We start from the raw sequence: 22,290 nt of genomic DNA, 5'->3' as shown, positions 1-22,290 counted from the left end.
TATCTACTGGCTTAAAGCACTGGCAGGTAAGTGATCACTCGCTCATCGCGGGCGATGATGGGGTCGACCACCAATTGCTGGAAGGTCTCCCCTTTGCTGTTCATCTGATGCTTCATCAGCTCGGGTGAGCTGGCGATGAGTGCCTTGAGCGTGTCTATCTGGTCGATCAGCATGAGAGCCAGCTGGTTCTCCTCGGTCGCCACATAGTTTTTGCCCCGTAGGCTGATCTGCTTGCTGGCGGCTACGGCGTCGCTGGCAAGATGAATGCCCACATACTCGCGCCACACTCTGGCCTTCTCTTCGCCGCGGTAGTCGCTGTCGCGCGATGCCAGCACCACCTGCTTGAGCATCATCTGCAGCAGGTTGCTCTTACCCTTCATCTCATAGCTGCTCTGGGGGAAGCCGAAGTAGCGGCCCAGAGAGGTCGCGTAGCTAGGAAGCGCCTCGATATGCTGGTCGGCATAATCGACGTCGTTGACATAGTACTTGGCGTCTACCGCCTTACAGCTGTCGCTCAGCACTGGCTTGGTCAGGTACTGGTTGATCTCCTGAACCGTGTTGCCCAGCGTCATCTGACACAGCATGCCTTCGAGCTGATCCTTCACCTTAGGATAATCAGCCAGGGCGTAGTAGGTGCGGCCCGTGGTGCTACGAGGCGACTTGCGGGTCAGCAGCTGACGCATCGCCAGCAGTTTATCGGGCCACATGCCCAGCACATCACGCTCGTTGACATAAGGATGGTTCGGGCTAGACGCCGGGGCCTTGACGCCGTTGAGCAGGCGTCCCTTGTTGGCGCTGACATCGGCGTAGAGCAGGTCCTGGTAAGCCTCGACGATATCGGCCTTGAGCAGCAACTCTTTCAATTTTTCAGGGGCTTGCTCGTAGGCGGTGATGATCTGACCCAGCTCGAAGCCTTCATCCAACTTGCCGGCATTGAGGCGATAGAGGCGAGTCAGAATATCTTCCAGCGAGTGCACCTTGGTCAGGGCGCGGCTGTCATCGCTATTCATTCGGTAGGTGACATGCAGATAGATGTCGCTCAGACCAGCCGCGGTAAGGAAGGTGTAGGCCGCCTTTTCCACTGCCCTTTGTGAGGCGCAGAACCAGTAGTTCTCATGGCCTGGGCAGAAATCGGCCAGCTCGTTCTGATCGAAGGCAAACAGCTCCTCAACCGTGGCCGTGTCTTCGACGAACTGACGTATGTCGCTAAAGCCTCTCAGGCGGTTGATGGTGTAGGGCAGTATATGATCTTCGAACAGGGTCTGACGGTTATGACGCACGTTCATGGTGTCATAGCTGTCGTGGTAGCTGTCGATATAGTACTGCACTATGTCGTCGTTGTTGGTGCCGGCGTCGAAACGGTTACAGTTGCTGTTGAGGGTCACATGGCCGTCGGTACAGAAGGCGAAGTAACGCAGGTCGTGCTCTTTGCCTATCTGATGCAGTGCGCCATATTGGATCTCGCCCGTGATATTGCCCTGGCGTAGCTCCTCGCGGCGTTTGGCATCGGCCGCTTCGAGTGATACCAGGCTGCCATCTTGGGTCTCTACCTGACGACCATAGCCGAAGCGCAGCGCCGCCAGATCGTATTTCTGGAAGGTGGTGGCGAAACGGTCAGCGTTATAGTCCATCTGGCTGGAGAAATCGGCCTTGACCGTCAGATGCGGGTAACCCGCCTCGCTGAAGGCCTGGCTGAACTTGGCGATCTCCTCTTCGTTGAAGAAGTTGGCTTGATCCCGGCTACCGGCGAAGTTGTGTCTCAGGCCAAGGGTGTGGCCCAGCTCATGGGTGAGGGTACCGGCAAAGGCCTGAGCCGCCAGCTTAGTCACAAGATCTGCCTGGAAACTGGTGGGCATCTTCTCGATATCCTTCAGCTTGCCGCCTATGATGCCATCGACCCAGAATTGAGTGTCTTTCCAGTCAATCTCATAGCCCTGAATGCCGCGAGGCAGTTCGCGCAGGGCGCCGCCTGTGAGGCCGAAGGCCTGATCCACACTCATCAGATTATGCTCGGCCCAGAAGGCTTCGGTCTTGTTCTGCTGATTGACCAGCTCCTCGAAGGGGGCGTTGCTGGCATCATCTGTGGAGAGATCTGGGATGATGGTCTGCGGCTGAGCCTCGGTTCGCGGTTGCTGCACCATAGGATCTTGGCTCTGACTGTTCTGCTCGGCAATTAGCTTGTTGGCCGCCACCTGATTGGCGCGATCCACCGCCTCCTGTGATGGGGTGTAGTCGACCCCGGTGAGATCTTTGACTGAGTTAGGGTCTAGCATGCCGCGGTTGTAGTCCAACTGCACCCTGCGGTAGTAGCGGGTCGAGCCCTGTTGCAGGTTGGCGCTGTATTGGTCTACCCGGCCGCTGACGATCTCGCCGGTGAGCGGGTTGGCGGCAGAGGGGCCATAACCGGCCAGGCCGTTATCCAGTGGCTCGTCGAACAGCGTGATGTTGCTGTAGCGCAAGTCTCCGTGTCTGCGTTCGTTGGCCTGGGCCAGCTTGAGCTCCGGCAGGCCGGTTTCGAACAGCTTGTTCTGGATGTTGATGGCGGTAATGCTCTGTTTGGCAGCGTCCAAGAAGGGCTGATTCTTTGGCTCGAAGAAGTTGTTACTCAAGTAGTAAGTGATCGCCTCCTTCTTGGGGTTGAAATGGTTGAGGTACTGGCGCACATAGCCATCCTTACCATCGGCATTGTTGCCGTCACGGTATTCATGCTGGGTGCGGAAGAAGCCGAAGGTGCCGTTCTCATCCTCACTATAAGGGATGGTGACAAAGTCCTTGCTGGCCAACTTATCCAGGGCCACGACAGAGATATATTCCGTGGTGGTGAAGGAGAGGTTGTCGAAGCTGCCCTTGAAGAACTTGCCGAAACAGGCGGGATTGGCCTGATAGGTGTGCTCGATCTCGAAGTTGATTACCCCCTTGGCCAAGTCCATCTCATAGCCTTCCCAGTTGCCATCTTTTACCAGGTGGGCCGACTCTGTCTCTGTGGTGCACTGCTTGAAGGTGACCAGATCCGTGTAGTTCTCCTCGGCGATCTGCGCCCCTTCAAACTTAGGAATGAAGAACTTCTTCTGATCCCAGGTGATGTTGCGATCTGTGACTTCCTCTTCGCGGTTGGTACAGTCGCCCCAGTTATCCTCCTGGCACTGGAAGTCGATGTAGTCGCCGGGAATGGTCAGCACTGGGGCCTTGTTGTACTCGTTATCGAAGCGCGAGTCGTGGTCCAGACCTATGTTGTCTCTGTCGATCTGACGCAGCTGGATGCCGTTTTCCGTCATCCGCAGGGTTACCAGCTTGGCTTCTCCCTGAGAGAAACCATGGATGGGGGCCGAGTAGCGCGGTGCCTCACCCAGGCTGCGGGTGTAGAGAAAGAGTCGCTCGGGTTGTTTGCTGGCCAGCTCGCCGGTGGTGGTCGAGGAGGTAAGTTGATCCCCCGCGGCGCCGCTGGTGGTGGCATCTTTGAAGTCTTTGACGGCGATCATCCGCTCATCTTTCTTGACCTCCTGATACGGCTCGTCTGTGCCGCAGGCGCTCAATCCTATCGCGCTCAATATGGCGATGGCGACAGTGCTCTTGTACATTGAAACCTCTCCTAGTTGTTTAATTTATAAGTGCTTTTTATAAATATTTAGTGATCGATAGATAAAACACTGAGTTGCGGTCGTCGTAGAGCGTAAAGCTGTGGGACGGGCCGCGATCCGGGTCGAAGAAATAGCCGCTGTTGTTGTGACCTATGGCCGCCACCCAAGTGGGGGCAAAGGACCAGCCGATCTCTTCGCTGATGGTGAAACGGTTGTCGTAACGACTGGTGTTAAAGGGCTTGTTCATGGTGTAGGAGGCGTTGACATCCAGATACCAATTGTCGATGAACTGCCAGGTGGCATCGGCCAGCAGGCTGATGCTGTGCTCGATGAAGTGCTCGCCGTGACGGCCTATCTCATGTTCATAGGCGTTATATTTAAGCCGGGGTGAGAGATAGAAGTTCCAGTCTTGGTTCGGGCGGTAGAAGAGATAGCCCGCCAGCCTAGGGGCGGCCCTCAACTTGTTTTCTTTGCTGGTATGGCCGGTAGGCAGATAGACCCCGGCACTGCCCACATAGCTCCAGTCATTGCCCAGAGCCTTGGACGGGGTGCGATACTCAAAGAAGGTGTCGTAGAAATAGCTCTGGTTATGCCGCGTCTCCACCTCGCCACCGCTGGAGAGACGTATGCTGCCCCAGGTGTCGCGGTAGGCGATCCTGCCGCTGGCACTGAGGGCCTGGTAGGAGCTGGGGGCCGACTGCTCGAAGGTGTTGCTGGCGGCGCTGGCACTGAGATAACCGGACCAATGGGAGCGCTTGGTGTCTATGGCGGCGGCGACGTTTTCATTATCGGCCAATGCCTGATTCGAAAGCAGCAGAGCCAATATGAAGCACAGAGATGTTGTTATTTGCTGCGCCGTTTTTTCTCGCATGGCCTTTTTACAAATTGTCTTTTTCCACATGGCTATTTTCCCTATGGCTGTTTTGGGCAAGAAAATAGGCGCGCACGGGGTCGCACTCGACAGGCGTGAGTGTGCATAAGGCATGAAATAAACCTCAATTAAAATAAGTTAAAAGAATTAGCTTGGTTGGCGGCTAGGTTTGTCCGTCAAAATTGATCGCGTTATAAATAGTGGCTCAGTCCTATCCATCTACGCGTGTCAAAATGGTATTTTGGTTGGCTAAGATGGAGTGCCCTTAATAGGTTTAATCCAGCTCATTAATAAAGAGCTGCACTCGATAATAGATTTTGGGGTGCGGTATTTCGTTCGCCCGTAACCAGGCAGTCCGGCAGAGAGAAATAACAGGCAGAAGATCACAACAGTCAGTGTCATGCCGTTGCCCTGACTTTCGTGGGTCTCGCCACTTAGCGGTGGCATGCTGGGAAATAGCTGCTGATATGTGTAGTGCCAGCAGGAAGATAAACCTGCGTCTTGTCTTGCGGGGGCGACCTCCTTGGTGGCCAGGCGATCTCCCTGGATGGCGCTGCAGCTCAGGCTTTGGCTGGTACTGCCGGCTTGTTGCTTTGCCATTAGGCCGCCGCTCAGCTGAGTGAGTACCAGTAGCCCAAGTAACAGGCTTAAGCTCGATAGTGTGACAGATCCTTGTTTCAACATATAACCAGCTAAGTGAGAATTGATATACCACCAATTTGATACAAAGTGATACATTTAAATTCGAGACGAATATTCAATGTATGAAACCGATAATTTTTATTCAATATGAAAATAACATTAACCTCAATATTGCGGTCTTTGTCACATTCATCTTTCGATTGCGGTCTTTAATGTAAAATTTATTAACCTTTTATTATCTAGCTGTTTACCGCTAGGTGTTAGCTTCCTGGTCATTCTAAATTAGAAATAATTTGTGATATCAGTTTGTGCATCTTTTGTCGCTGGCTCTAAAAATATGGTTTTGAGGTTTTTGAATATAAAATATTTGATGGAAGAGCTTAATTGTGCAGGATTTAATTTTTCTGGTTCTAGTTAATAAAAGATTTATTTAATTAAGTAGATGATCTTTTAATGATTAGTATGAATAAGTTTTGTGTCGATACTAAGGTCTAGGAATGTGGGTGTGAGTGTAATTTTGAGTATGGGTATAGGTGAAGGATCGGCGCCTTGCTCGACAGCTTGGCTAAAGACGTGCATCGAAAGATGGATTAGAGTAGGCATTAGTATTGATGATTAATGTCTATCGTCTTATCTGCCAAAGGAGCCTCTATGCCTAGTGATAGCCGTCTCAAGATTGCATTGCCTCTGCTACTCCTGCTCGCCTCGCTGCTGATGCTGTGGGCGCTCTGGTATCGCCCAAGCGAAGAGTCGGGTGCCCTGTCTCCTGCCTTGGCCGCCGCCGGGATGGAGCCGCCGGTGGCAAACGCCAGCGAGCTGGCGACCCCGGCTGACAGTCAGCAGACCCAAACCAGCTTCAAGACTGTCTCCAAGGCGAGGCCGACCAAGGCGCCCAAGGATGTGGTGCTTAACTCCCTCGATGAGCTGATCGCCCTGTTCGATAGTCTGGGGTATAACCAAGCGGGTTGGCAGGCAGGCAATCGTGAGGTGCCCAGGCTCACCTTCGAGGCAGTGAGTGAGCGCTGGCAGAAGACCTCGTCGCAGATCCCGGTGCAGCTGAAGAAGATGGTGTTCTTCCGTCTGATGGCGCCGCTGATCCTGGTGGCCAATGAGCAGATATTGCTGGAGCGGCAGACTATCGCCCAGGCCGCGCTGGACGCCCCCGAGCTGTTAACTCTGGCCCGTAAGTATCGACTGTTAACCGATGAGAGCGGCAGCCAGACCGGTGAGAGCGGCAGCCAGACCGGTGAAAGTGTCAGCCTGACCGAGGAGCAGCGCCAGCAGCTCTTAGTGAGGGTCGATATCATGCCGCCCTCTCTGGTGCTGGCCCAAGCGGCGGAGGAGAGTGGCTGGGCGACGTCGCGCTTTACCGTCGAGGGCAACGCCTTCTTCGGCCAGTGGGATTTTAGCGGTAAGGGGATGACGCCCAAGGCCCAGCGCAAGGAGTTGGGCAACTATGGCCTGGCGCGTTTCGACACGCCGCTGGCCTCGGTGGAGGGCTACCTGCTTAATCTCAACACCAACGCCGCCTATCAGTCGCTGAGAAGCCTGAGGGCGCAGCTGCGGGCCGAGAACAAACCTATCACAGGCCTGGAACTGGCGGGCACCCTGGAGCGATATTCCGAGCGAGGTCAGGCCTATATCGATGGCATACGCCATATGATCCGCTACAACGGTCTGGATCAGGTGGATGAGGCTTACCTGAGTGACGGGGCGCCGCTGCACCTGATCAGCGCAGACGACGCCCGTGATTGAATGGCCAGCGGGGATTAGATCCCCGTCATCTGGCCGGTATAGAGGATAAAGTTGCGCAGCAAGAACACCCCTATCAGGCTGAAGCTGGCGGTAACCGCCACATAGGCGAACTTACGATCCGCCGACACCTTCATCCATAGGTTGAAGGCCAGTGGCAGGGTGAGGCCTATGCCGATCACGCCGGCCCAGAATATCCAACCCCAGAAGCCGAAGCCCAAGGCGTTGAGCGCCGCGACCTGGCTCTGACCGCCAGAGAGGATCAATCCGGCGAAGAAGGTAAACAGCAGGCCAATCTCCACCAAAATCAACGGGATCTCTATGCCGTGGATGAAACGCACCTCGACCCCATTGGGATTACCCCGAAGCAGCACACCACCCAGCAGGGTCGCGGCGGCGCCGGAGGAGAGCCCGGAGATCAAGAATAGCAGCGGTAATACCGGGTTATTCAGCAATGGGAAGCCGATCAGCGCCGATAGCAGGAAGCCGGTATAGGCCCCAAGCGAGATGGCGAGGATCACCAAGACGCCTGTGATCGCCGCTTCCTGTTTCACCAGCCAGTTCAGCAGCCGGTTGGCGACAGGCAGACGCTTGCCCAGCAGCTGAGTAATGCGGCGCTGGAAGACGCAGGCTATCCAGGCAAACAGCACCAGCTGATAGGCCATCAGCACCAGCACCCCCATGGACATCACTGAGCTGGTGTTGTAGAACACCAGGATCTTCCAGAAATCCAGTGGCCGGGTGAGGTCGAATACCAGGATCCCCAGGCCACCAAACACGGCGACCGGGGCTATGATGGCCGCCGCCTGCACGAAGGGCGAATGCCAGGCCTCATGGGATAACTTGAAGTGTTTCAGCATGATGGCGAAAAATACCGCCCCGGCTGACAGACCGGCGAGGAAGAGGTATATGGCGATAGGCCAATGCCATACCAGGCCTTCGAAATGAAAAGCACTCATAGCATTATCTCCCCATCTATGGTTTGAATATGGAACAGCTTAGGCCGGGTGCCCAGGTCCACCTTGGCGCGGTAGCTGGGCTTGTGCTTAAGCAGCTTGACCAGATCCGACTCGGGATCCTTGAGGTTGCCAAAGGTCAGTGCCTTGGTGGGGCAGGCCTCTACACAAGCAGGCTGAAGCCCCTGGGCCAGGCGACTCTTCTGACAGAAATCGCACTTGTCGGCGGTGCGGGTCTCGGGGTGGATATACCTGACCTGATAGGGACAGGCGGCGATGCAATACTGGCAGCCCACGCAGCGGTCGCTATTGACCGCGACTATGCCCGTCTCTTTGTCGATATAGGCGGCGCCTGTGGGACAGACCCTTACACAGGGCGCGGCTTCGCAGTGCTGACAGGAGACACGGCTGAAGCGGTAGCTCTGATCGGGATACTCGCCGAAGGGCCCCTTACGTTCTATCTTCACCCGGGTGACGCCCTCGGGAATATGATTGACCTCACGGCAGGCCTGGACGCAGGCGTTACAGCCGATACAGGCATTCTCATCATGCACCATGGCGTATTTGATCTCGCTTTCCTGCTCGGGCTGGAGCAGGGAATCGGCCTGGGGCGTGCGGGTGGCACCATACACAGAGACACCGGCCAGTAGGGCCCCAACCCCCTTGAGAAATTGGCGTTTAGAAACTTGCATCACAGGCCTCCTATTGTTCGACTTTGTGGCAGCCGACACACAGCTGGCTATGCTGCTGCGTATCGAGCGACAACATAGGGTCCGTCTTGGGATGAAGCTTATGGCACTGATCGCAGCCAAGGCGATTGGCGTGCACATTGTGAGTCCATTCAACTTCACCCAGGGCCTGATGGTCGTGACAGGTCAGGCAGACGGCGCCGCGTTGCTGAGCCGAGAAGGGGCTATCGGGCCCAAAGGTCATGATGGTCGATCCCTTCTTGGGATGGCTACCTTTGGGGCCGTGACAGTCCTGACAGAGAATGGCGAGGCCAGGGCTGGCGTGTATGCCCTCGAGTTGGCCATTGCGTTTATGACACTTGATACAGCTGCGGCTGGCTTGCTCGTCGGCGGCTAAGGCATTGGGCGTTAGGCCCACCAGGCCAAGTGTTAGGACGCTGGCCAGCAGCAGAGTAGTACAAGGGGTAATTTGACACATAATGCATCCTTACACCTCAGTGAGCATGACGTTGTGGGGAAGAGGAGCGTCAAGTGGTCGGTTTGACGCTCATTGGGCGTTGCGGTGAGAGACACTCATCAGGCGGCGAGTGCGGTGCGCAGCAAGGCTTCGTCGCAATGCTTGTCTTTGTCCAGCTTAATCAGCTGCACCCCTATGTAATCTAAACATTTTTCGACAAACTTCATCTGCTCTGGAGAGCTGGCCGCAGGGTCGCTCACCACGAGTTTGACCGCAGAAGATTCGTTGTCGACGACCACGTAATCCAGGTGACAGTGCTCCATGAAGTCCTGCACCTCTTCGTGGTTCCTGAGGGAGTCATCTAAGTCGACTACATTCACCAGCGACGCTCCGTAAAGGACATCGTAGCGGTTGGCGGCGATGGCCTTTAAGCCTTTCAAAAAGTGCATTGAATCCTTGTCGAGCAAGTGAGGCTTGATGCTTACGGCGGCATCGACCAGCTGATTCTCGCTTGATCTAAAGAACTTGATGCACGTCATGACGAAGGTCACGATGACGAGAGGACAAATGATGAACAAAACAAAGTACATAAATGCATAGCTTAAAATAACGGTCGCGGTGGTGTTCATAGTAAACCTCCAAGGTTATTTTCATTTTTAACTCTCGATTTAATTATTACGCTATGGGATTTATTTACAATAATTATTGAAATCGGATTATTAAAATTTAGTCCTTGGTCAGATACTTATATTTAGCTATTTCATTTTGTAGATAATCAATAATTAGATATGTGTTTTTTAATTGTTGAATATCTGAAAGGTGGCGGGGTTTATAAGATATTTTGCATGAAAATTAAGCTATTGCAATGTTTTTGTAAATGCTTGAAATTTAGAAATATGATCAAGATCTATTTTATTTGTTTTATTAATATCGAATAAAGATATTGTCAGCTTAAATATATTTACTATACTCTGAATGGGTATATTCGATGTCGGGAGAGGTATTTTGAAATGAAAAATATGACTCTAGATAGTTTAGATATGCTGAGCGCCAATATATTAGTTAATTTGTATGAAAAGCATTCCGCTTCGTCGGTGGCGATGGAGATGAATATACCCGCACCCAAGGTGAGCCGCTGTCTACAACACGCGCGGATGATCTTTAACGATCCCCTGTTCATCCGTAAGAAGCATGGCCTAGAACCCAACGAATTTACCCGTCAACTCTATCCCCTGGTCAAGGCCCTGGTGCAGTGTGGTGAACAGCTGCATCAGCTGGAGAGCTGTCACGATCTGGCCGCGAGCCAGATGATGGTGCTCTATGTGAGCGATCTCTTGATCGCCGAGCTGCCCCAACGCCTGAGCGGCGCCATCAGCGAGGCGCAGCTGCCCATCAGTTATGAGCTGCGCACCGGCTCTGTGGATCTGCTGGAAGATCTGGCCCAGGGACTGATCGATCTGGCGATCGTCAGCGAGTCCTCGGACAAGGCGCTGCAGGACGACAGACTCACCATCACGCCCCTCAAGCAGTTGACCCACCTGTATCTGCTCTGCTCCCTCAAGCATCCCCTGTTGCAGCAGGAGATCAGCCTGGCCAATATCGCCAACTATCCCTATCTGAGCGCCTTTGGTCAGCTGGACAGGCAGGCGCCGGATCCTTTCCAGCGTTACTGCACTCAGCAGCGCCTTAGTTGTCATCTGGCCCCTGTGGATCTGGGACGGGAGGGGCTGGAGTTTAATCAGCTGTATCGTTATCTGTCCGACGACAAGACGGTGAGCCTGCTGCCTTACAGCAGGGTATATGAGCATAGCGAGCTGCTACCCGGCCTGCATGTATGCTGCCTGTCGGGCATGGATACCGCGCGCCTCTACCAAGATCAGTCATACCCTAGGCTCTACATGCTGAGTCGTAGCGGTCGCAGCGCCGCCCATCTCGATTGGTTGAAGCAGGAGATAGGCCAGCTGATTAGCCAGAACGTGCACTAACACAGGCACTAATGCAAGGTACTAATAACAGGCACTACAACAAGTACCAGCACAGGCAGCAACTAACCTACTGGTTTATTCGCAGCCTTATTGTGGCGCTAATTAAAGGCTCTGGCTAAGGGCTCTAACTAAAGGCTTGGCTAAAAGGCCTGGCTAAGGGCTTATGCTGAAGGCTCTGGCGCTATGCTCGGCTGGGCGAGGGGCGCACGCTCCCGGGCCACCTGATCGCAGTGGGCCTGCATCTCAATCAGCTTCTCCGTCAGTACCCGGCGCAGGCAGTTGGCCAGCTCCGGTTTGATCCCCTTGTGGCAATGCAGATAGTAGCTCTCGGTCTCGAGATCTCTGGTCTGCAGCCAGATCCTGGAGATATCCAGATAGTCCACATCGTCGCGATTCTCGAAATAGCTCATCGACATGGCCGAGGAGAGCAGGGCGATATCCTCGCTGTGACTCACATGATCCACCAACATCCTCAGGCTCGGGCTCTTGAGAGCCACGTGGATCTCTATCTGCCTGGCCTTGGCATACAGCTCTATGGGGTGAGGCTCCTGCTCCTGCAGGTGAGTGTTCACCAGGGCGATATGGTAGTTAAACATCTGCGCTAAGGGATCGTCACTGGTTAAGATAGGATGGCCACGGCGGGCGACGATGAAGAAATGGGTGATATCCCCCAGCTTAAAGTTGTTCACCATGGGGTGATTAATCGGCTCGGTGGAGATGCTGCAGTCGACCTTGCCCTGACACAGGCGCTGATTGACCTTATCGGTCCAGGGCTGAATATTGATGCTGACGCCGCCCTCGATACAGTGGCAGGTGTTGTGCACACAGTTCATCGCCATCAGTGACCATTGCTCATAGGTGGCGACACTGAGCTGATAGGGCTCGGCGCCCTTGTCTATGGTGGCGGCCACTATCTTGTCGTACTGTTCCACTATGGTCTTGACCATGGGATAGATAGTGAGGGCGACCTGATTGGGCTCGAAGCCATATTGCTGGCGGATAAAGAGCTCGTCCTCCAGCACCTCCCGTAGGCAGGTGAGACTGCGGCTCACCTTAGACTGAGTGGTACGCAATCGCTCGGCCACCGCACTGCCGCTCTTCAGCTCAACCAGTCCGATAAATACCTGCAGGGTATAGTAATCGAGTCGGCTCACTTTCTTCAGCATGACAATATCCCTCTATCGGCAGTTTTCGATGGCGTTAACAGGCAAAAGTAATAGATCTTATATTTAAAAATTAACCATTTGCTGAACGATCCTTGTAGCACAAGTTGGTTAAAAATTCTGCGGTTTACATCACAGTTAACTTGTGGTTAACCTTTCGCTAAATCGCCAGCTAAGCCTGACAACACCGAATTTTAGCCACCTTGCCAGGGTTTCTGTAACAAAAAGATACACCTAGGGGGGCGAGTGACTGTGGGCCGCGGGCGCAGGGGACGGATCGCCGTGAGCTGAATTCCCTTAGGCTAGAGGATCTGTTTAGCCGGCAGCAGGCTTGTTAGTCGGAGCTGTTGCGCGGTGAGCCTCGCCTAGCTTGAGTGACTATTTCTGGGAGAAGGTTAGGGGTTTCCAAGGCCAAATTTTGCGGGGAAATTGAAGGCTATATACCCGCACAGATGTAGCCCAAATGTTACATAAAGGTACGTTTTTCTTTGCCGTCGTTTGATATACCTAATGCGCATGTAAATGCATGAAAAATAATAAGCTTATGATTTCAAAGGAATATCAATGCGTACCCAACAAATGTTTAAGCGAAGCGCCGTCGCCAGCCTGACCGCGCTCTATCTCGCCGGGGCGGGCTCGATTGCCATCGCTCAGCCGGGGATGGAGAAGGTGCCTGGCACCAGCTTCTACACCCCGACCTTTACCGCCGAAGATATTCAGCGGGTCAACGAGGAACGTCAACTCGAGTTGAGTGGCGAGGTCTACCTGGGCACACCTGGGCAGATCAACCGCGTCAAGAAGGCGCGCACGCCTGAGGAGATCTTCACGCCATCGGAAAAAGCCAGCGGCGTGCAGACCTATATCGTTCAGCTCGATGCCGAGCCGCTCGCCACCTATGCCGGTGACGTGCCAGGTTATGCCGCCACCACGGCGCCGAAAAACCGCTCAGTGATCGCCAAGGGCCGAGTCGCGGTCAATACCGCATCGGCTCAATCCTACAAGCAATACCTGGTGTCCAAGCAGGATAAGTTTATCGCCAGCGCCCGTCAGGCCGGCGCCTCGGTGAAGGTGACTAAGCAGTTCACCCTGGCGAGCAATGCCATGGTGGTGGAGATGACCCAGGAAGATGCCATCAAGATGTCTCATCAGCGTGGCGTCACCCGCATCTCGCCTAACCGCGTGTTCCAGCTGCGCACCGACCGTGGCCCCGAGTTTATCGGCGCCGACAAGGTGTGGCAGGGCACGGCAACCTCGGGCAGCCTGGCCGCCAAGGGTGAAGGGATGGTCGTGGGTATCATAGACACGGGGATCAACACAGATCACCCGGCGTTTGCCGACGATGAGGCCTACGCCACGACTAACCCCTTCGGCGCCGACAACGGCGTGGGCGATTGTGTCGACTCGCCAGAGCTGTGTAACAACAAGCTGATCGGTCTGCACTCCTATCCTGAGATCACCGACATCTATGCGGCGCCCGAGTTTCAAACCAGCGGCCGCCCAGTGATGATCCGCCCGGCCAATGGCGAAGACTATAACGGCCACGGCTCTCACACCGCCAGCACGGTCGCGGGTAACACCCTGACCGACACCCCGCTGCAAACCTTCAGCGGCGAGGCGACCAGCGACGGCATCAATGTGCCCTTTAACTTCCCACAAACCAGTGGTGTGGCGCCCCGCGCCCATATCATCGCCTATCAAGTCTGTTGGCCTGGTGGCAGTGGCGACCCCTATGCGGGTTGTCCCGAGTCGGCGATCCTGTCGGCATTTGAAGATGCGATAGCCGATGGCGTCGATGCCATCAACTTCTCTATCGGCGGCGCCGAGTCTCTGCCTTGGGCCGATCCCATGGAGCTTGCCTTCCTGGCGGCCCGTGAGGCGGGGATCTCTGTCGCCGTGGCGGCGGGTAACAACGGCGCCTACTGGTCGTCGGATCACAGCTCGCCTTGGGTGACTACCGTAGGTGCCAGCACCCATGATCGTCAGCTCGAGGCCGGGGTGAAGACCCTAGGTGAGTTCGAAGGGGTAAGCGCGCCAACCGCGCCAATGCAGGGTAAGAGCTTCTCAGGTGGTATTACCGGCCAGGTGGTGATGGCCGAGAAATATGCCGACCCGGATCTTAACGATGGCTATAACGCCGCCAGCTGTAATGCGCCTTTCCCGGCCGGTACCTTCACCAGCGACCAGATCGTGGTGTGTGAGCGTGGCGACATCGCTCGCGTCGACAAGGCCAAGAACGTGGCGGCCGGTGGCGCGGGTGGTTTCATCCTGCAAAACATCAGCTACTCGGCGGACAACCTGGTGGCGGACAACTTCGTGCTGCCTGGCATTCAGATCAAGGCCGCCGAGCGCTACAAGCTGCGTAACTGGGTCAACCGTAACGGCGAAGCCGCCCGCGCGACCATCTCAGACTATAGCAACGACTATTACTTGGACGCCGAGCTGGGTAACAACCTGGCGACCTTCAGCTCCATGGGGCCGAGCCGCACCAATAACACTCTGGTACCGGATCTGACGGCGCCGGGTGTCGACATCTATGCGGCCAACGCCGACGATCAACCCTTCACCTACTCACCGACGGCCTCCGACTGGACCTTCATGAGCGGCACCTCGATGGCGACGCCTCATGTGACTGGCGCCATGACGCTGCTGAGTCAGATCCATCCAGACTGGACACCGGCGGAGATCCAATCGGCGCTGATGCTAACGGCGGGCCCAGTGATGCTCAACACCGGCTATCAGCTGATCGAGCCTTACTACAACTTCATGGCCGGAGCAGGGGCGATCAACGTGGCGCGCGCCGCAGATACCGGCCTGTTGATGGATGAGACTGTCGAAAATTACCGCAATGCCGACCCGACAAACGGCGGCCTGGTGAACTGGCTCAACATCCCCTCTATGGTGGAGATGGAGTGTACCGACACCTGTAGCTGGATGCGTACGGTCAAGGCGACCCGCGACGGTACCTGGACGGTTGAGGGTATCGGTAAGGAGGAGGGCTTCGAGCTGACGGTATCGCCGGCGCAGTTCTCCCTCAAGGCGGGCGAGACCCAGAGCATTATCGTGACGGCGACACCGCCGAGCAAGATAGAGATCAAGGTCGATCCCGAAGAGGCCGATGGCCCGTGGGATTCTGTGCTCAACAAGGACACCTTCTTCAACGGCCAGGTGGTGTTGAAGGAGCAGGGTGACAGATCGCCAGAGGTGCACATGCCTGTGGTGGTGGCCACCAGTGGTGAGCAGCTGCCCGTGTCACATCATTTTGAGATCACTAGGGACCAAGGCACAGAAACCCTGACGGTGAATACCGATGCCTACAGCCAGCTGACGCCGCGCTTCTACGGCCCGGTGAAGCCTGAGGTGTATAGCAATCGTCTGACCGCCGTGGGACCTTTCCTGCGTCAGGACTATATCGAGAAGGGTTGGGATATCCGCACCATCACGGTACCCGAGGGCGCCAAGCGTCTGGTGGTCGAGGTGCAGAAGGCCGGAGTGGTGAGCACGCTTGAGGATCTCAACCCTCGTTACACCACGCCTCATCCGTTTGTGATTGTGGGTCTGGATGAGAACGACAACGGCACCTTCGTGCCAGACAGCGAAGCCGACAGCAGTGCCATCAAGGCGGAATACTCGGCGGAAACCGTCTGTCTCTCAACCAGTCAGGCGGAGCACAACTACTGTAGCCTGGAAAACCCGGCGCCCGGCACCTACTGGGTCGCTACCGCCATGGCCTATGGCCAGGGTGAAGTAGACGTGGATACAGGCTACGCCATCATCATGGAAGACGACGATCGCGGTAACCTGAGCATCACGGGCCCAGCCTCACATGATGGTAACGGTAACTATGAGATCGGCATCAACTGGAACCTGCCACAGACCCAGGCCGGTGATATCTACTATGGTGGTTTCGACCTCGGCAACATGCCGGGCGCCGAGGGCACCCTGGGCTTCACCGCCCTGGATATTCGCCGCGCCGACGATGCGGTGACCTGGGAAGTGAGCCAGGACAAGGCACGTAGCATGGATGTGGTGGATATCAGCCTGAAGATCGCCGCCAACATGGAGACTCAGGACCGTCAGTATCAGTTTGCCCTGCAACTGCCTGAGGGGATGCGTCTGGCACCGGCGACCCTGACCACCAACAACGATCAGGTGACTCAGGCGGTGACCGCCGATGAGCGCGGATTTACCCTGACAGGCATGCAGGCATCCACCCGCGACGTACAGCGCGAGTATAAGATGACCACTAACCTGACCGACAAGATGTGTCGCACGCCGATGATCGACGAGTACTCGACCGGTGGCTATATCGACCTGTTCGGTGAGTTTAAGATGCAGCCGCTGGCCGACTGGTTTGTGGGCGACTATCGCAGCGCCTTCGATGTGCCTATCGACTGGCTGTTCTACAAGGAAGGCGCCAAGTTCGAGCTGTACAACCAGCCGAACGCCGGTTATCTGCGCATGCATACCGTAGGTGCCATGCAGCTGAACACGGGTTACTGGTACATGATGCTGCACCGTGGTCCTGGCTTCCTGGTCGAGGCGCTGGCGCCATTCTGGCGTGGTAGCTTCGAAGGTAAGTATCGTCGTCACTGGGAAGATCCGTGGGGACTGACTATTGCCTCTCAGTATGCCGAGGAGCGTCCAGACCTTGGGGATCTACTCTTCCTCGAGTTCGATAACGTGACCGATAAGAACTCAGGCGAAGAGTATGATTTCGAAACGATTCTGCGTAGCGGCATCGACGACCGTCCGGGTCAGTTCGAGATCATCTATGCCTACGACAACCTGGGTGCCGATCTGGCCAAGGGTGCCGTGTTCCTTGAAGGTTTCGATACTCAGTGGTCGACTAAGGCAGGCGCCAAGGGCGGCGGTCTCTATGAGGTGCTGGGCTTCGATAACTTAGATGAGGTGCTGGCTGACGATCTCGTGGTCTGTTTCGACTATGTGGGACCCGAGCAGAGCCGTATGGAGGTCAACTTCAAGGCGGTGATCAAGCCTGAGGCGACTGGTACGGTACAAGACATAGTGCTGGATTATGACCTGGAAGGCGCACCGTCGATTCAGCTCACTCATGCTATCAGTGTCCAGGGCAACATACAGATCGCCGAGATTGCCGATCAGGTCGTGGCCGAGAACACGCCGCTGGAAGGGCTGACGGTAAGCTATATCGATGCCAACAAGGTGCCGAACACGGTAGAGGTGACAGGCGAGCACATCACGGCCGAGGTGCAGGGCAACAGCTTTACCCTGATCCCTGAGGCCAACTTCCACGGTGACACCCTGGTCACTGTGACCGTGCGCGATAACGAGCACAGTGGTGATGCCGCCAGCACCAGCTTCATGCTGACGGTGGAATCCGATGGCGTCGAGCCGACACTACCGCCTCAGCCTGAGGTTGTGCAGCCTGAGTCTAGCTCAGGTGGTGCCCTGGGGCTGGGTCTGCTTGGCCTGCTGCCGCTGGCACTGCTGCGTCGCCGCAAGGCTAAGGCGCGCCTGAGCTAAAACGGCTACATAAGATGGCTAATTAAAAAGGTCAAAAGTATGGCCAAACAAGCATTTCGGGTATGACCCAAGATGCTTGAAGCTAAAGTGAAAAAGAGGAGCCTAGGCTCCTCTTTTTTTATGCCAGTAATCTTGGCATCGACCTAACTCTTTAACCTTTAATCCTTAACCTATGGCCTGCAGCCGGTTCTTCTGCTTCTGATAGAAGTAGGCCACCGTCAGCAGGATAATGCCGATAACGATGAAGGCGACCACCTTCTGCACCAGCACGAAGGAGGCCATGTCGATAAACAATATCTTGAGACAAGCGAGGCCGAAGAGGATCCCCGCCATGCGTATCAGGCTGGTCTGTTGCGGTCGCAGGCTGAGGAACATGAGCGCGCTGCCGTGGCTCACCAACAGGATGCTGCTGACAGGCGCGGCTACCTGATCCCCCAGCTGATAACTCCAGAGGAAATAGCTCACCGCCAACAGGCTGTGCCAGCCCCACAGCAGGGCGGGCTTGGGCAGCAGCTTCTTGTGGGACGCTATGCCGAGTCGCTTGCCCCTGAGATACCAGGCGAGCACCACCAATATGCCTAGCTCGCTGAGGCTAAACAGCAGGCTGCTGATGTCCAGCCCCAGGGGGCGATCGCCGTGCAATATGATGGGCGCCAGCGGCAGCAGGAGAAGCAGGCCGTAGGCGAGATCGTAACCTGGTTTCAGCGCCTTGGCGAAACGTCTGCCCAGGGCATTGTCACGCTCGATCAGCAGGGCAAAGTAGCCGGTCAACGCCAGGAATACCAGGGACCAACCCGGGGCGATAAGCCCAGACAGGGTCTGTACGGCAACGGCCACGACCAAGGCAAAATAGAAGGGGCTCAACTGCCAGGGGAAGCGCAGTAATATGCGCCAGTGCCGGTTCATTTGCTCATAACGGCCGTGCACTGTGCCTAGGGCCAGCGCGCCAATGGCGAGGGCGACTAATCCCTGCCACTGATTGTCCAGACAGCTAATGGCGGTGAACAGCATGGCCGTGGCACATAACACTTGCGTTTCGCTCACCAGACTCCTGTGGCGCACGAACCTTGCGAGGCCAAGGGCCATGGCGCTGGCCAACCAGAGGTAGATGGGTAGCAGTTCCAGATAGCTGCGCAGCACCTTAGGCAGCAGCAGGAGCGGCAGCGCCAGGTAACAGATGAGCTGAACATAATAGGCCAGACTTAGCAGCGGCGACTGAGGTGTGTATCGCTTATACCAGTTGTAGGCCAGCAGCAGGCTGCTGAACAGCTCGATACGCGCCAACTTGGCGTTGAGGGGCTGCTGGGCAAAGTTGACGCTGCCCGCCTCTAGCATGCCCAGCATGATGAGGCCGCCTAGCGGCAGTAGCCAGAACCAGGCCATGATCTCGGTAAAGCGCAGCCCATCTCGTCTGCCGAGATAGAGCAGCATCAGGGCGATCAGTGGCAGCCCATTGAGATAGAAATCTGGGCTCAAGCAGTAGCCGATAAATAGCGCGGTGATCGCCAGCAGCTGACCAAAAACGCCCTGCAGGACGCGGTGCAGCAGTCGCTCCATCCCGGCAAGTCTATCCCCCAGGGCGTCAATCAGGCGTATCGCCTGATAACAGGCGGCGCAGCTTAATGTAAGGGTGAGAATGAGGATTAGGTTATCGGTGATTCCCGCGGCGCCACCCAGCTCGCGGTGACTCACTGCCAGGCTGTCGAACAGGAACAGTAGGTTGCTGCCAAGGCCCATCGCCAACAGGATATAGGCCTCGGTGCGAATGGCGATAAAATCATGTTTAGCGCCGAGCCAGAGCAGCAGCAACGCTTCGATCAACAGAACCAAGCCAAGGAGATCGGCGCTGATGAGGTAGAGCGCGGCCACCCCGGCGAACACCCCGGCCGCGGCCAGCATCAGCGGCGCGATCAGGCTATCGCGCCGTATCTTCCAATAGAGCAGGGCGCAGATGGCGCCGTTGATCGCGAACAGCTCGCCGGCGTAAGAGGTAAACTCCCCCAGGGTATAGAGGGTAAAACAGAGCATGGCCACGGGCACCATCAGCAGGCGCGCACTGGGCTCACGCTTGGTCTGGAGCCAGAGGCTACCCAGGCCATAGAGATAGAAGAGGGCGTTGATGCACCCCAGCGCCAGCATGGTCATGGTGTCGATGGGCGCCAGCGGCAGAAACAGGAAGAAGCTCAGTAGCTGCACGCAGGCGATATGCAGCAGTGCGGTGATCTCTATCAGCACGGGCCAGTTTAGCCTGTGACTCTGCACCAGGGAGCAGGCGCCTATGATCAGCAAGTAGGGCAGATAGAGCAGCGGCGCCTGGCTGGCATCGAGCAGCATAAGCGGCGCCAAGGAGCCGCCGCACAGTGCGATGATGGCCACCACCTTGGTCTCCAGCTTCATCGCCAGGCCGTAGCCCAGCAGGGTGTTGACCAGCATCAGCGAGAAGGCGGCGCTCTCGGGGATCAGCTCAAAATAGGGGCCGAGGAAATAGATACAGAGGTAATTTAATATGATCCCAAGGCCCACTATGCCCGAGGCATAGTCCTCCATGCCGGGCCTGGCCCGCCGGATAAACAGGCCGCCGGCGATCACCCCATTGGCCGTGATAAGCCCGAGCATCGCCTTGCCAAGCTCGGAGAACCAGTGGTTGATGGAGTATTGCAGCAGGTAGCCGAAGCCCAGGGTCAGGGTGACGATGCCCGCGAGTGTCATCAGAAATACCGCGCCCTGTCCCTTGGCCTGATAGTGTTGATAGAAGGCCTTGGCCTGCTCGCCGAGTCCGCCGAAGGGGCCGAGTAGCAAATTAACCAGCTGTCCCAAAGAGCCCTGCAGCTGCCCCACCGAGTTAGCCAGCTGTTGCCCAATACCGGGAGTGGCGGCTTTCTGTTTTGTGGTTTTCGTTGGGCGAGCAGAAGTTTTAGCCTGTTCCTGTGCTTGAGGAGTCTGACGCTGCCAGGCGTCGTGGCGATAGCTGGTATCGGCCTGCTGATTGAGTTCGCCTTGATGGGATGGCGGCGTCTTCTCTAACTCTAGCTGCGTTGACTGTAACGGCTCTGACTGCGTCTGCGCTGCTTGTGGCGGCTCTGGCGGGGTCTGCCATGGCAAGTATTGGCTTGAGTGGCTTGGTTGGCTTGGCGCCGATGCCGAGGTTGAATCTATAGAATGTGTGTGCGCAGTCGTCGATTGCGTCTGCTGTGGATACTCGGGCTGGTCGTAGCCCTCAAGGGCATTAACCCGCGCGTTGAGCTCGGCCAGCTGCTGGCTAAACTCCGCTAACTGATTCGTGAGCGCCGCGCGGTCCGATGCCTGCTGTGACTGCATCGCCTCCAGGGCCTGAGTGAGCTTGTTGACATCTTCCTTCAGTGTCATCGCCTTTCCTTTGGTCTTGCCAACTTTTCCTAAGAGTTATCATTGTACTTGCAGTATAGGCACTTAGGGAAGTAGTTGATATTTTTATGAATGCGGACGTTCATTCGTTTTCCAAACTCTGTTTGGATTAGCGGAGTGGGATTCCATCCCACCCCCGGGGATGTGCGACCTGACGGTCGAGGTAAGTCGTTGGAGTCTGCCCATGTTGTGGGACGGATAGGAGCTATGACCATTTGCTTGATTTTCAAACTCCGTTTGAAGATGAAAGTCGTGGGAAGTTTCCCTCGTCGGGATGGATACGGCCTTACGGCCGAGAAAGTCGTGGGATTCCATCCCACACCCGGGCAAGGAGGGCTGCTCGTCCTCGTCCTCCTTGCATCTCCCCGTGCCGCCCCTGACGAAGTTGTGGTCCCTGCGTGGCTATTTGAAAATGACTAACGCTTCCGATGGGGCGTCCAAGCCCCCCGGAATCTAGCCTCACATCCATGTGAGTCTCACATCATTTTCTGCTATCCACTCCGGCAACTTCGATGGGGATTTCTTGTAGCCACAACCGGCGTTTGGGTTCAGGCAGTGGATTGTTTTGCCTGCTATATCCATTTAGTTGGCAACTTCGATGGGGATTTGTTGTAGCCATAACCTGTATTAGGTTGCTTTAGTGCTTTTGGTGAGATTGTGAAGGTTGAGGTGCCAAATTTTGTACTGAGGTGTTAGCATCTTGCTTAGCTTAAAAGGAATTTAGGTTATTCGATGAAACTTGTACTTCAGATCACTCTAGGAATCTTACTGGCGGGAGTAGTCACTGCCATTATCAATATTGCCTATGTTAATTATGTTGCCTATGAGGCTGATCGCTTCTTAGAACAACAAGCCAAGTTGCTGCGAGAAAAGGTTGCAGCGCAAAAGGCGGCGGAGAAACAGCGCCGAATAGAGGCTTTTAAAGCAAGCTATCTTGCTGAGCAAGAAAAGAAAGCCCGAATAACGATCGAGCAGGCTGAGCGGCAGAAGCGTGACCGAGCGTGGAAGAGTTATTACGTGACGCCAGATGAGTGCAGAAGCTTTAAAAATGATGCGCATATGGTTCGTTGCGTTAATCACAAGATCGATGCAAAGAAAGAGTTCGATAGACTCTATGCCACAGGAGAGATGATTATTCCTCCGCCTTCAAACAATTCAGATAATCTTTTTAATCTGCAATAGCCTTAAAACTGGTTGTTTGCTCTTTTTCCAAACTTCGTTTGGATTAACGTCGTGGGATTCCATCCCACACCCGGGCAAGGAGGACTGCTCGTCCTCGCCAAGTACTTCCTTGTAAAAAGCCAGTTCGGC

The 22,290-nt window shown here is 55.6% G+C and carries 13 protein-coding genes; 4 read left to right on the top strand and 9 right to left on the bottom strand.

Going from position 1 to position 22,290, the window contains the following annotated elements; genetic code table 11:
- Nucleotides 1-11: 11 nt before the first annotated feature.
- From K0J45_RS16235 to K0J45_RS16225, 3 genes are all read right to left on the bottom strand, one after another.
- On the bottom strand, nucleotides 12-3,578 hold the full coding sequence (locus K0J45_RS16235) for a zinc-dependent metalloprotease (RefSeq protein ID WP_220043314.1): 3,567 nt from the start codon (nucleotides 3,576-3,578) through the stop codon (nucleotides 12-14).
- Nucleotides 3,579-3,615: 37 nt separating this feature from the next.
- Complete coding sequence (locus K0J45_RS16230; RefSeq protein WP_220043313.1) at nucleotides 3,616-4,374, bottom strand: hypothetical protein; 759 nt, start codon at nucleotides 4,372-4,374, stop codon at nucleotides 3,616-3,618.
- Nucleotides 4,375-4,698: 324 nt separating this feature from the next.
- The gene (locus K0J45_RS16225) at nucleotides 4,699-5,049 is read right to left on the bottom strand and encodes a hypothetical protein (protein ID WP_220043312.1); all 351 of its coding nucleotides are present in this window, start codon (nucleotides 5,047-5,049) and stop codon (nucleotides 4,699-4,701) included.
- A gap of 693 nt (nucleotides 5,050-5,742) precedes the next feature.
- Here K0J45_RS16225 and K0J45_RS16220 point away from each other — a divergent pair.
- Nucleotides 5,743-6,846 carry a glucosaminidase domain-containing protein gene (locus K0J45_RS16220; RefSeq protein WP_220043311.1) on the top strand — a complete coding sequence of 368 codons (1,104 nt, stop codon included), beginning with the start codon at nucleotides 5,743-5,745 and terminating at the stop codon, nucleotides 6,844-6,846.
- Between the two features lie 14 nt (nucleotides 6,847-6,860).
- Here K0J45_RS16220 and nrfD read toward each other — a convergent pair whose 3' ends face one another.
- From nrfD to K0J45_RS16200, 4 genes are all read right to left on the bottom strand, one after another.
- Entirely contained in the window at nucleotides 6,861-7,802 is a 942-nt protein-coding gene (nrfD, locus tag K0J45_RS16215) for a cytochrome c nitrite reductase subunit NrfD (protein WP_220043310.1), read from the bottom strand.
- Complete coding sequence (locus tag K0J45_RS16210) at nucleotides 7,799-8,491, bottom strand: 4Fe-4S dicluster domain-containing protein (RefSeq protein WP_220043309.1); 693 nt, start codon at nucleotides 8,489-8,491, stop codon at nucleotides 7,799-7,801. Before K0J45_RS16210 ends, nrfD begins: the two co-directional genes overlap by 4 nt.
- A gap of 10 nt (nucleotides 8,492-8,501) precedes the next feature.
- Entirely contained in the window at nucleotides 8,502-8,966 is a 465-nt protein-coding gene (locus K0J45_RS16205) for a cytochrome c3 family protein (RefSeq protein ID WP_220043308.1), read from the bottom strand.
- Nucleotides 8,967-9,064: 98 nt separating this feature from the next.
- On the bottom strand, nucleotides 9,065-9,394 hold the full coding sequence (locus tag K0J45_RS16200; protein ID WP_398350090.1) for a PDDEXK family nuclease: 330 nt from the start codon (nucleotides 9,392-9,394) through the stop codon (nucleotides 9,065-9,067).
- A 657-nt stretch (nucleotides 9,395-10,051) separates the two neighbouring features.
- Between K0J45_RS16200 and K0J45_RS16195 the strand changes: the two genes are divergently transcribed.
- A complete protein-coding gene (locus tag K0J45_RS16195; RefSeq protein ID WP_491572535.1) occupies nucleotides 10,052-10,930 on the top strand; it encodes a LysR substrate-binding domain-containing protein in 879 nt (292 codons plus the stop codon).
- Nucleotides 10,931-11,091: 161 nt separating this feature from the next.
- Here the strand turns inward: K0J45_RS16195 and K0J45_RS16190 are convergent, their stop codons facing one another.
- Nucleotides 11,092-12,096: a LysR family transcriptional regulator gene (locus K0J45_RS16190; protein WP_220043306.1), complete on the bottom strand. Its 1,005-nt coding sequence runs from the start codon at nucleotides 12,094-12,096 to the stop codon at nucleotides 11,092-11,094.
- A gap of 561 nt (nucleotides 12,097-12,657) precedes the next feature.
- Between K0J45_RS16190 and K0J45_RS16185 the strand changes: the two genes are divergently transcribed.
- On the top strand, nucleotides 12,658-17,595 hold the full coding sequence (locus tag K0J45_RS16185) for a S8 family serine peptidase (protein ID WP_220043305.1): 4,938 nt from the start codon (nucleotides 12,658-12,660) through the stop codon (nucleotides 17,593-17,595).
- A gap of 165 nt (nucleotides 17,596-17,760) precedes the next feature.
- Here K0J45_RS16185 and K0J45_RS16180 read toward each other — a convergent pair whose 3' ends face one another.
- Nucleotides 17,761-20,961, bottom strand: coding sequence for a DUF2339 domain-containing protein (locus K0J45_RS16180; protein WP_220043304.1), 3,201 nt, complete (start codon nucleotides 20,959-20,961; stop codon nucleotides 17,761-17,763).
- 750 nt (nucleotides 20,962-21,711) lie between these two features.
- Here K0J45_RS16180 and K0J45_RS16175 point away from each other — a divergent pair.
- Nucleotides 21,712-22,161 (top strand): hypothetical protein, encoded by a 450-nt coding sequence (locus tag K0J45_RS16175; protein WP_220043303.1) that lies wholly within the window; start codon nucleotides 21,712-21,714, stop codon nucleotides 22,159-22,161.
- Nucleotides 22,162-22,290 lie beyond the last annotated feature (129 nt).

The organism is Shewanella alkalitolerans (assembly GCF_019457575.1).
Classification (GTDB): domain Bacteria; phylum Pseudomonadota; class Gammaproteobacteria; order Enterobacterales; family Shewanellaceae; genus Shewanella; species Shewanella loihica.
This window is presented reverse-complemented; position numbering and strand designations above follow the sequence as displayed.

Coding starts and splice junctions, on each gene's coding strand:
- K0J45_RS16235 (WP_220043314.1), bottom strand. CDS start 3,578: ATGTACAAGAGCACTGTCGCCATCGCCATATTGAGCGCGATAGGATTG.
- K0J45_RS16225 (WP_220043312.1), bottom strand. CDS start 5,049: ATGGCAAAGCAACAAGCCGGCAGTACCAGCCAAAGCCTGAGCTGCAGC.
- K0J45_RS16220 (WP_220043311.1), top strand. CDS start 5,743: ATGCCTAGTGATAGCCGTCTCAAGATTGCATTGCCTCTGCTACTCCTG.
- nrfD (WP_220043310.1), bottom strand. CDS start 7,802: ATGAGTGCTTTTCATTTCGAAGGCCTGGTATGGCATTGGCCTATCGCC.
- K0J45_RS16210 (WP_220043309.1), bottom strand. CDS start 8,491: ATGCAAGTTTCTAAACGCCAATTTCTCAAGGGGGTTGGGGCCCTACTG.
- K0J45_RS16205 (WP_220043308.1), bottom strand. CDS start 8,966: ATGTGTCAAATTACCCCTTGTACTACTCTGCTGCTGGCCAGCGTCCTA.
- K0J45_RS16200 (WP_398350090.1), bottom strand. CDS start 9,394: ATGCACTTTTTGAAAGGCTTAAAGGCCATCGCCGCCAACCGCTACGAT.
- K0J45_RS16195 (WP_491572535.1), top strand. CDS start 10,052: ATGAATATACCCGCACCCAAGGTGAGCCGCTGTCTACAACACGCGCGG.
- K0J45_RS16190 (WP_220043306.1), bottom strand. CDS start 12,096: ATGCTGAAGAAAGTGAGCCGACTCGATTACTATACCCTGCAGGTATTT.
- K0J45_RS16185 (WP_220043305.1), top strand. CDS start 12,658: ATGCGTACCCAACAAATGTTTAAGCGAAGCGCCGTCGCCAGCCTGACC.
- K0J45_RS16180 (WP_220043304.1), bottom strand. CDS start 20,961: ATGACACTGAAGGAAGATGTCAACAAGCTCACTCAGGCCCTGGAGGCG.
- K0J45_RS16175 (WP_220043303.1), top strand. CDS start 21,712: ATGAAACTTGTACTTCAGATCACTCTAGGAATCTTACTGGCGGGAGTA.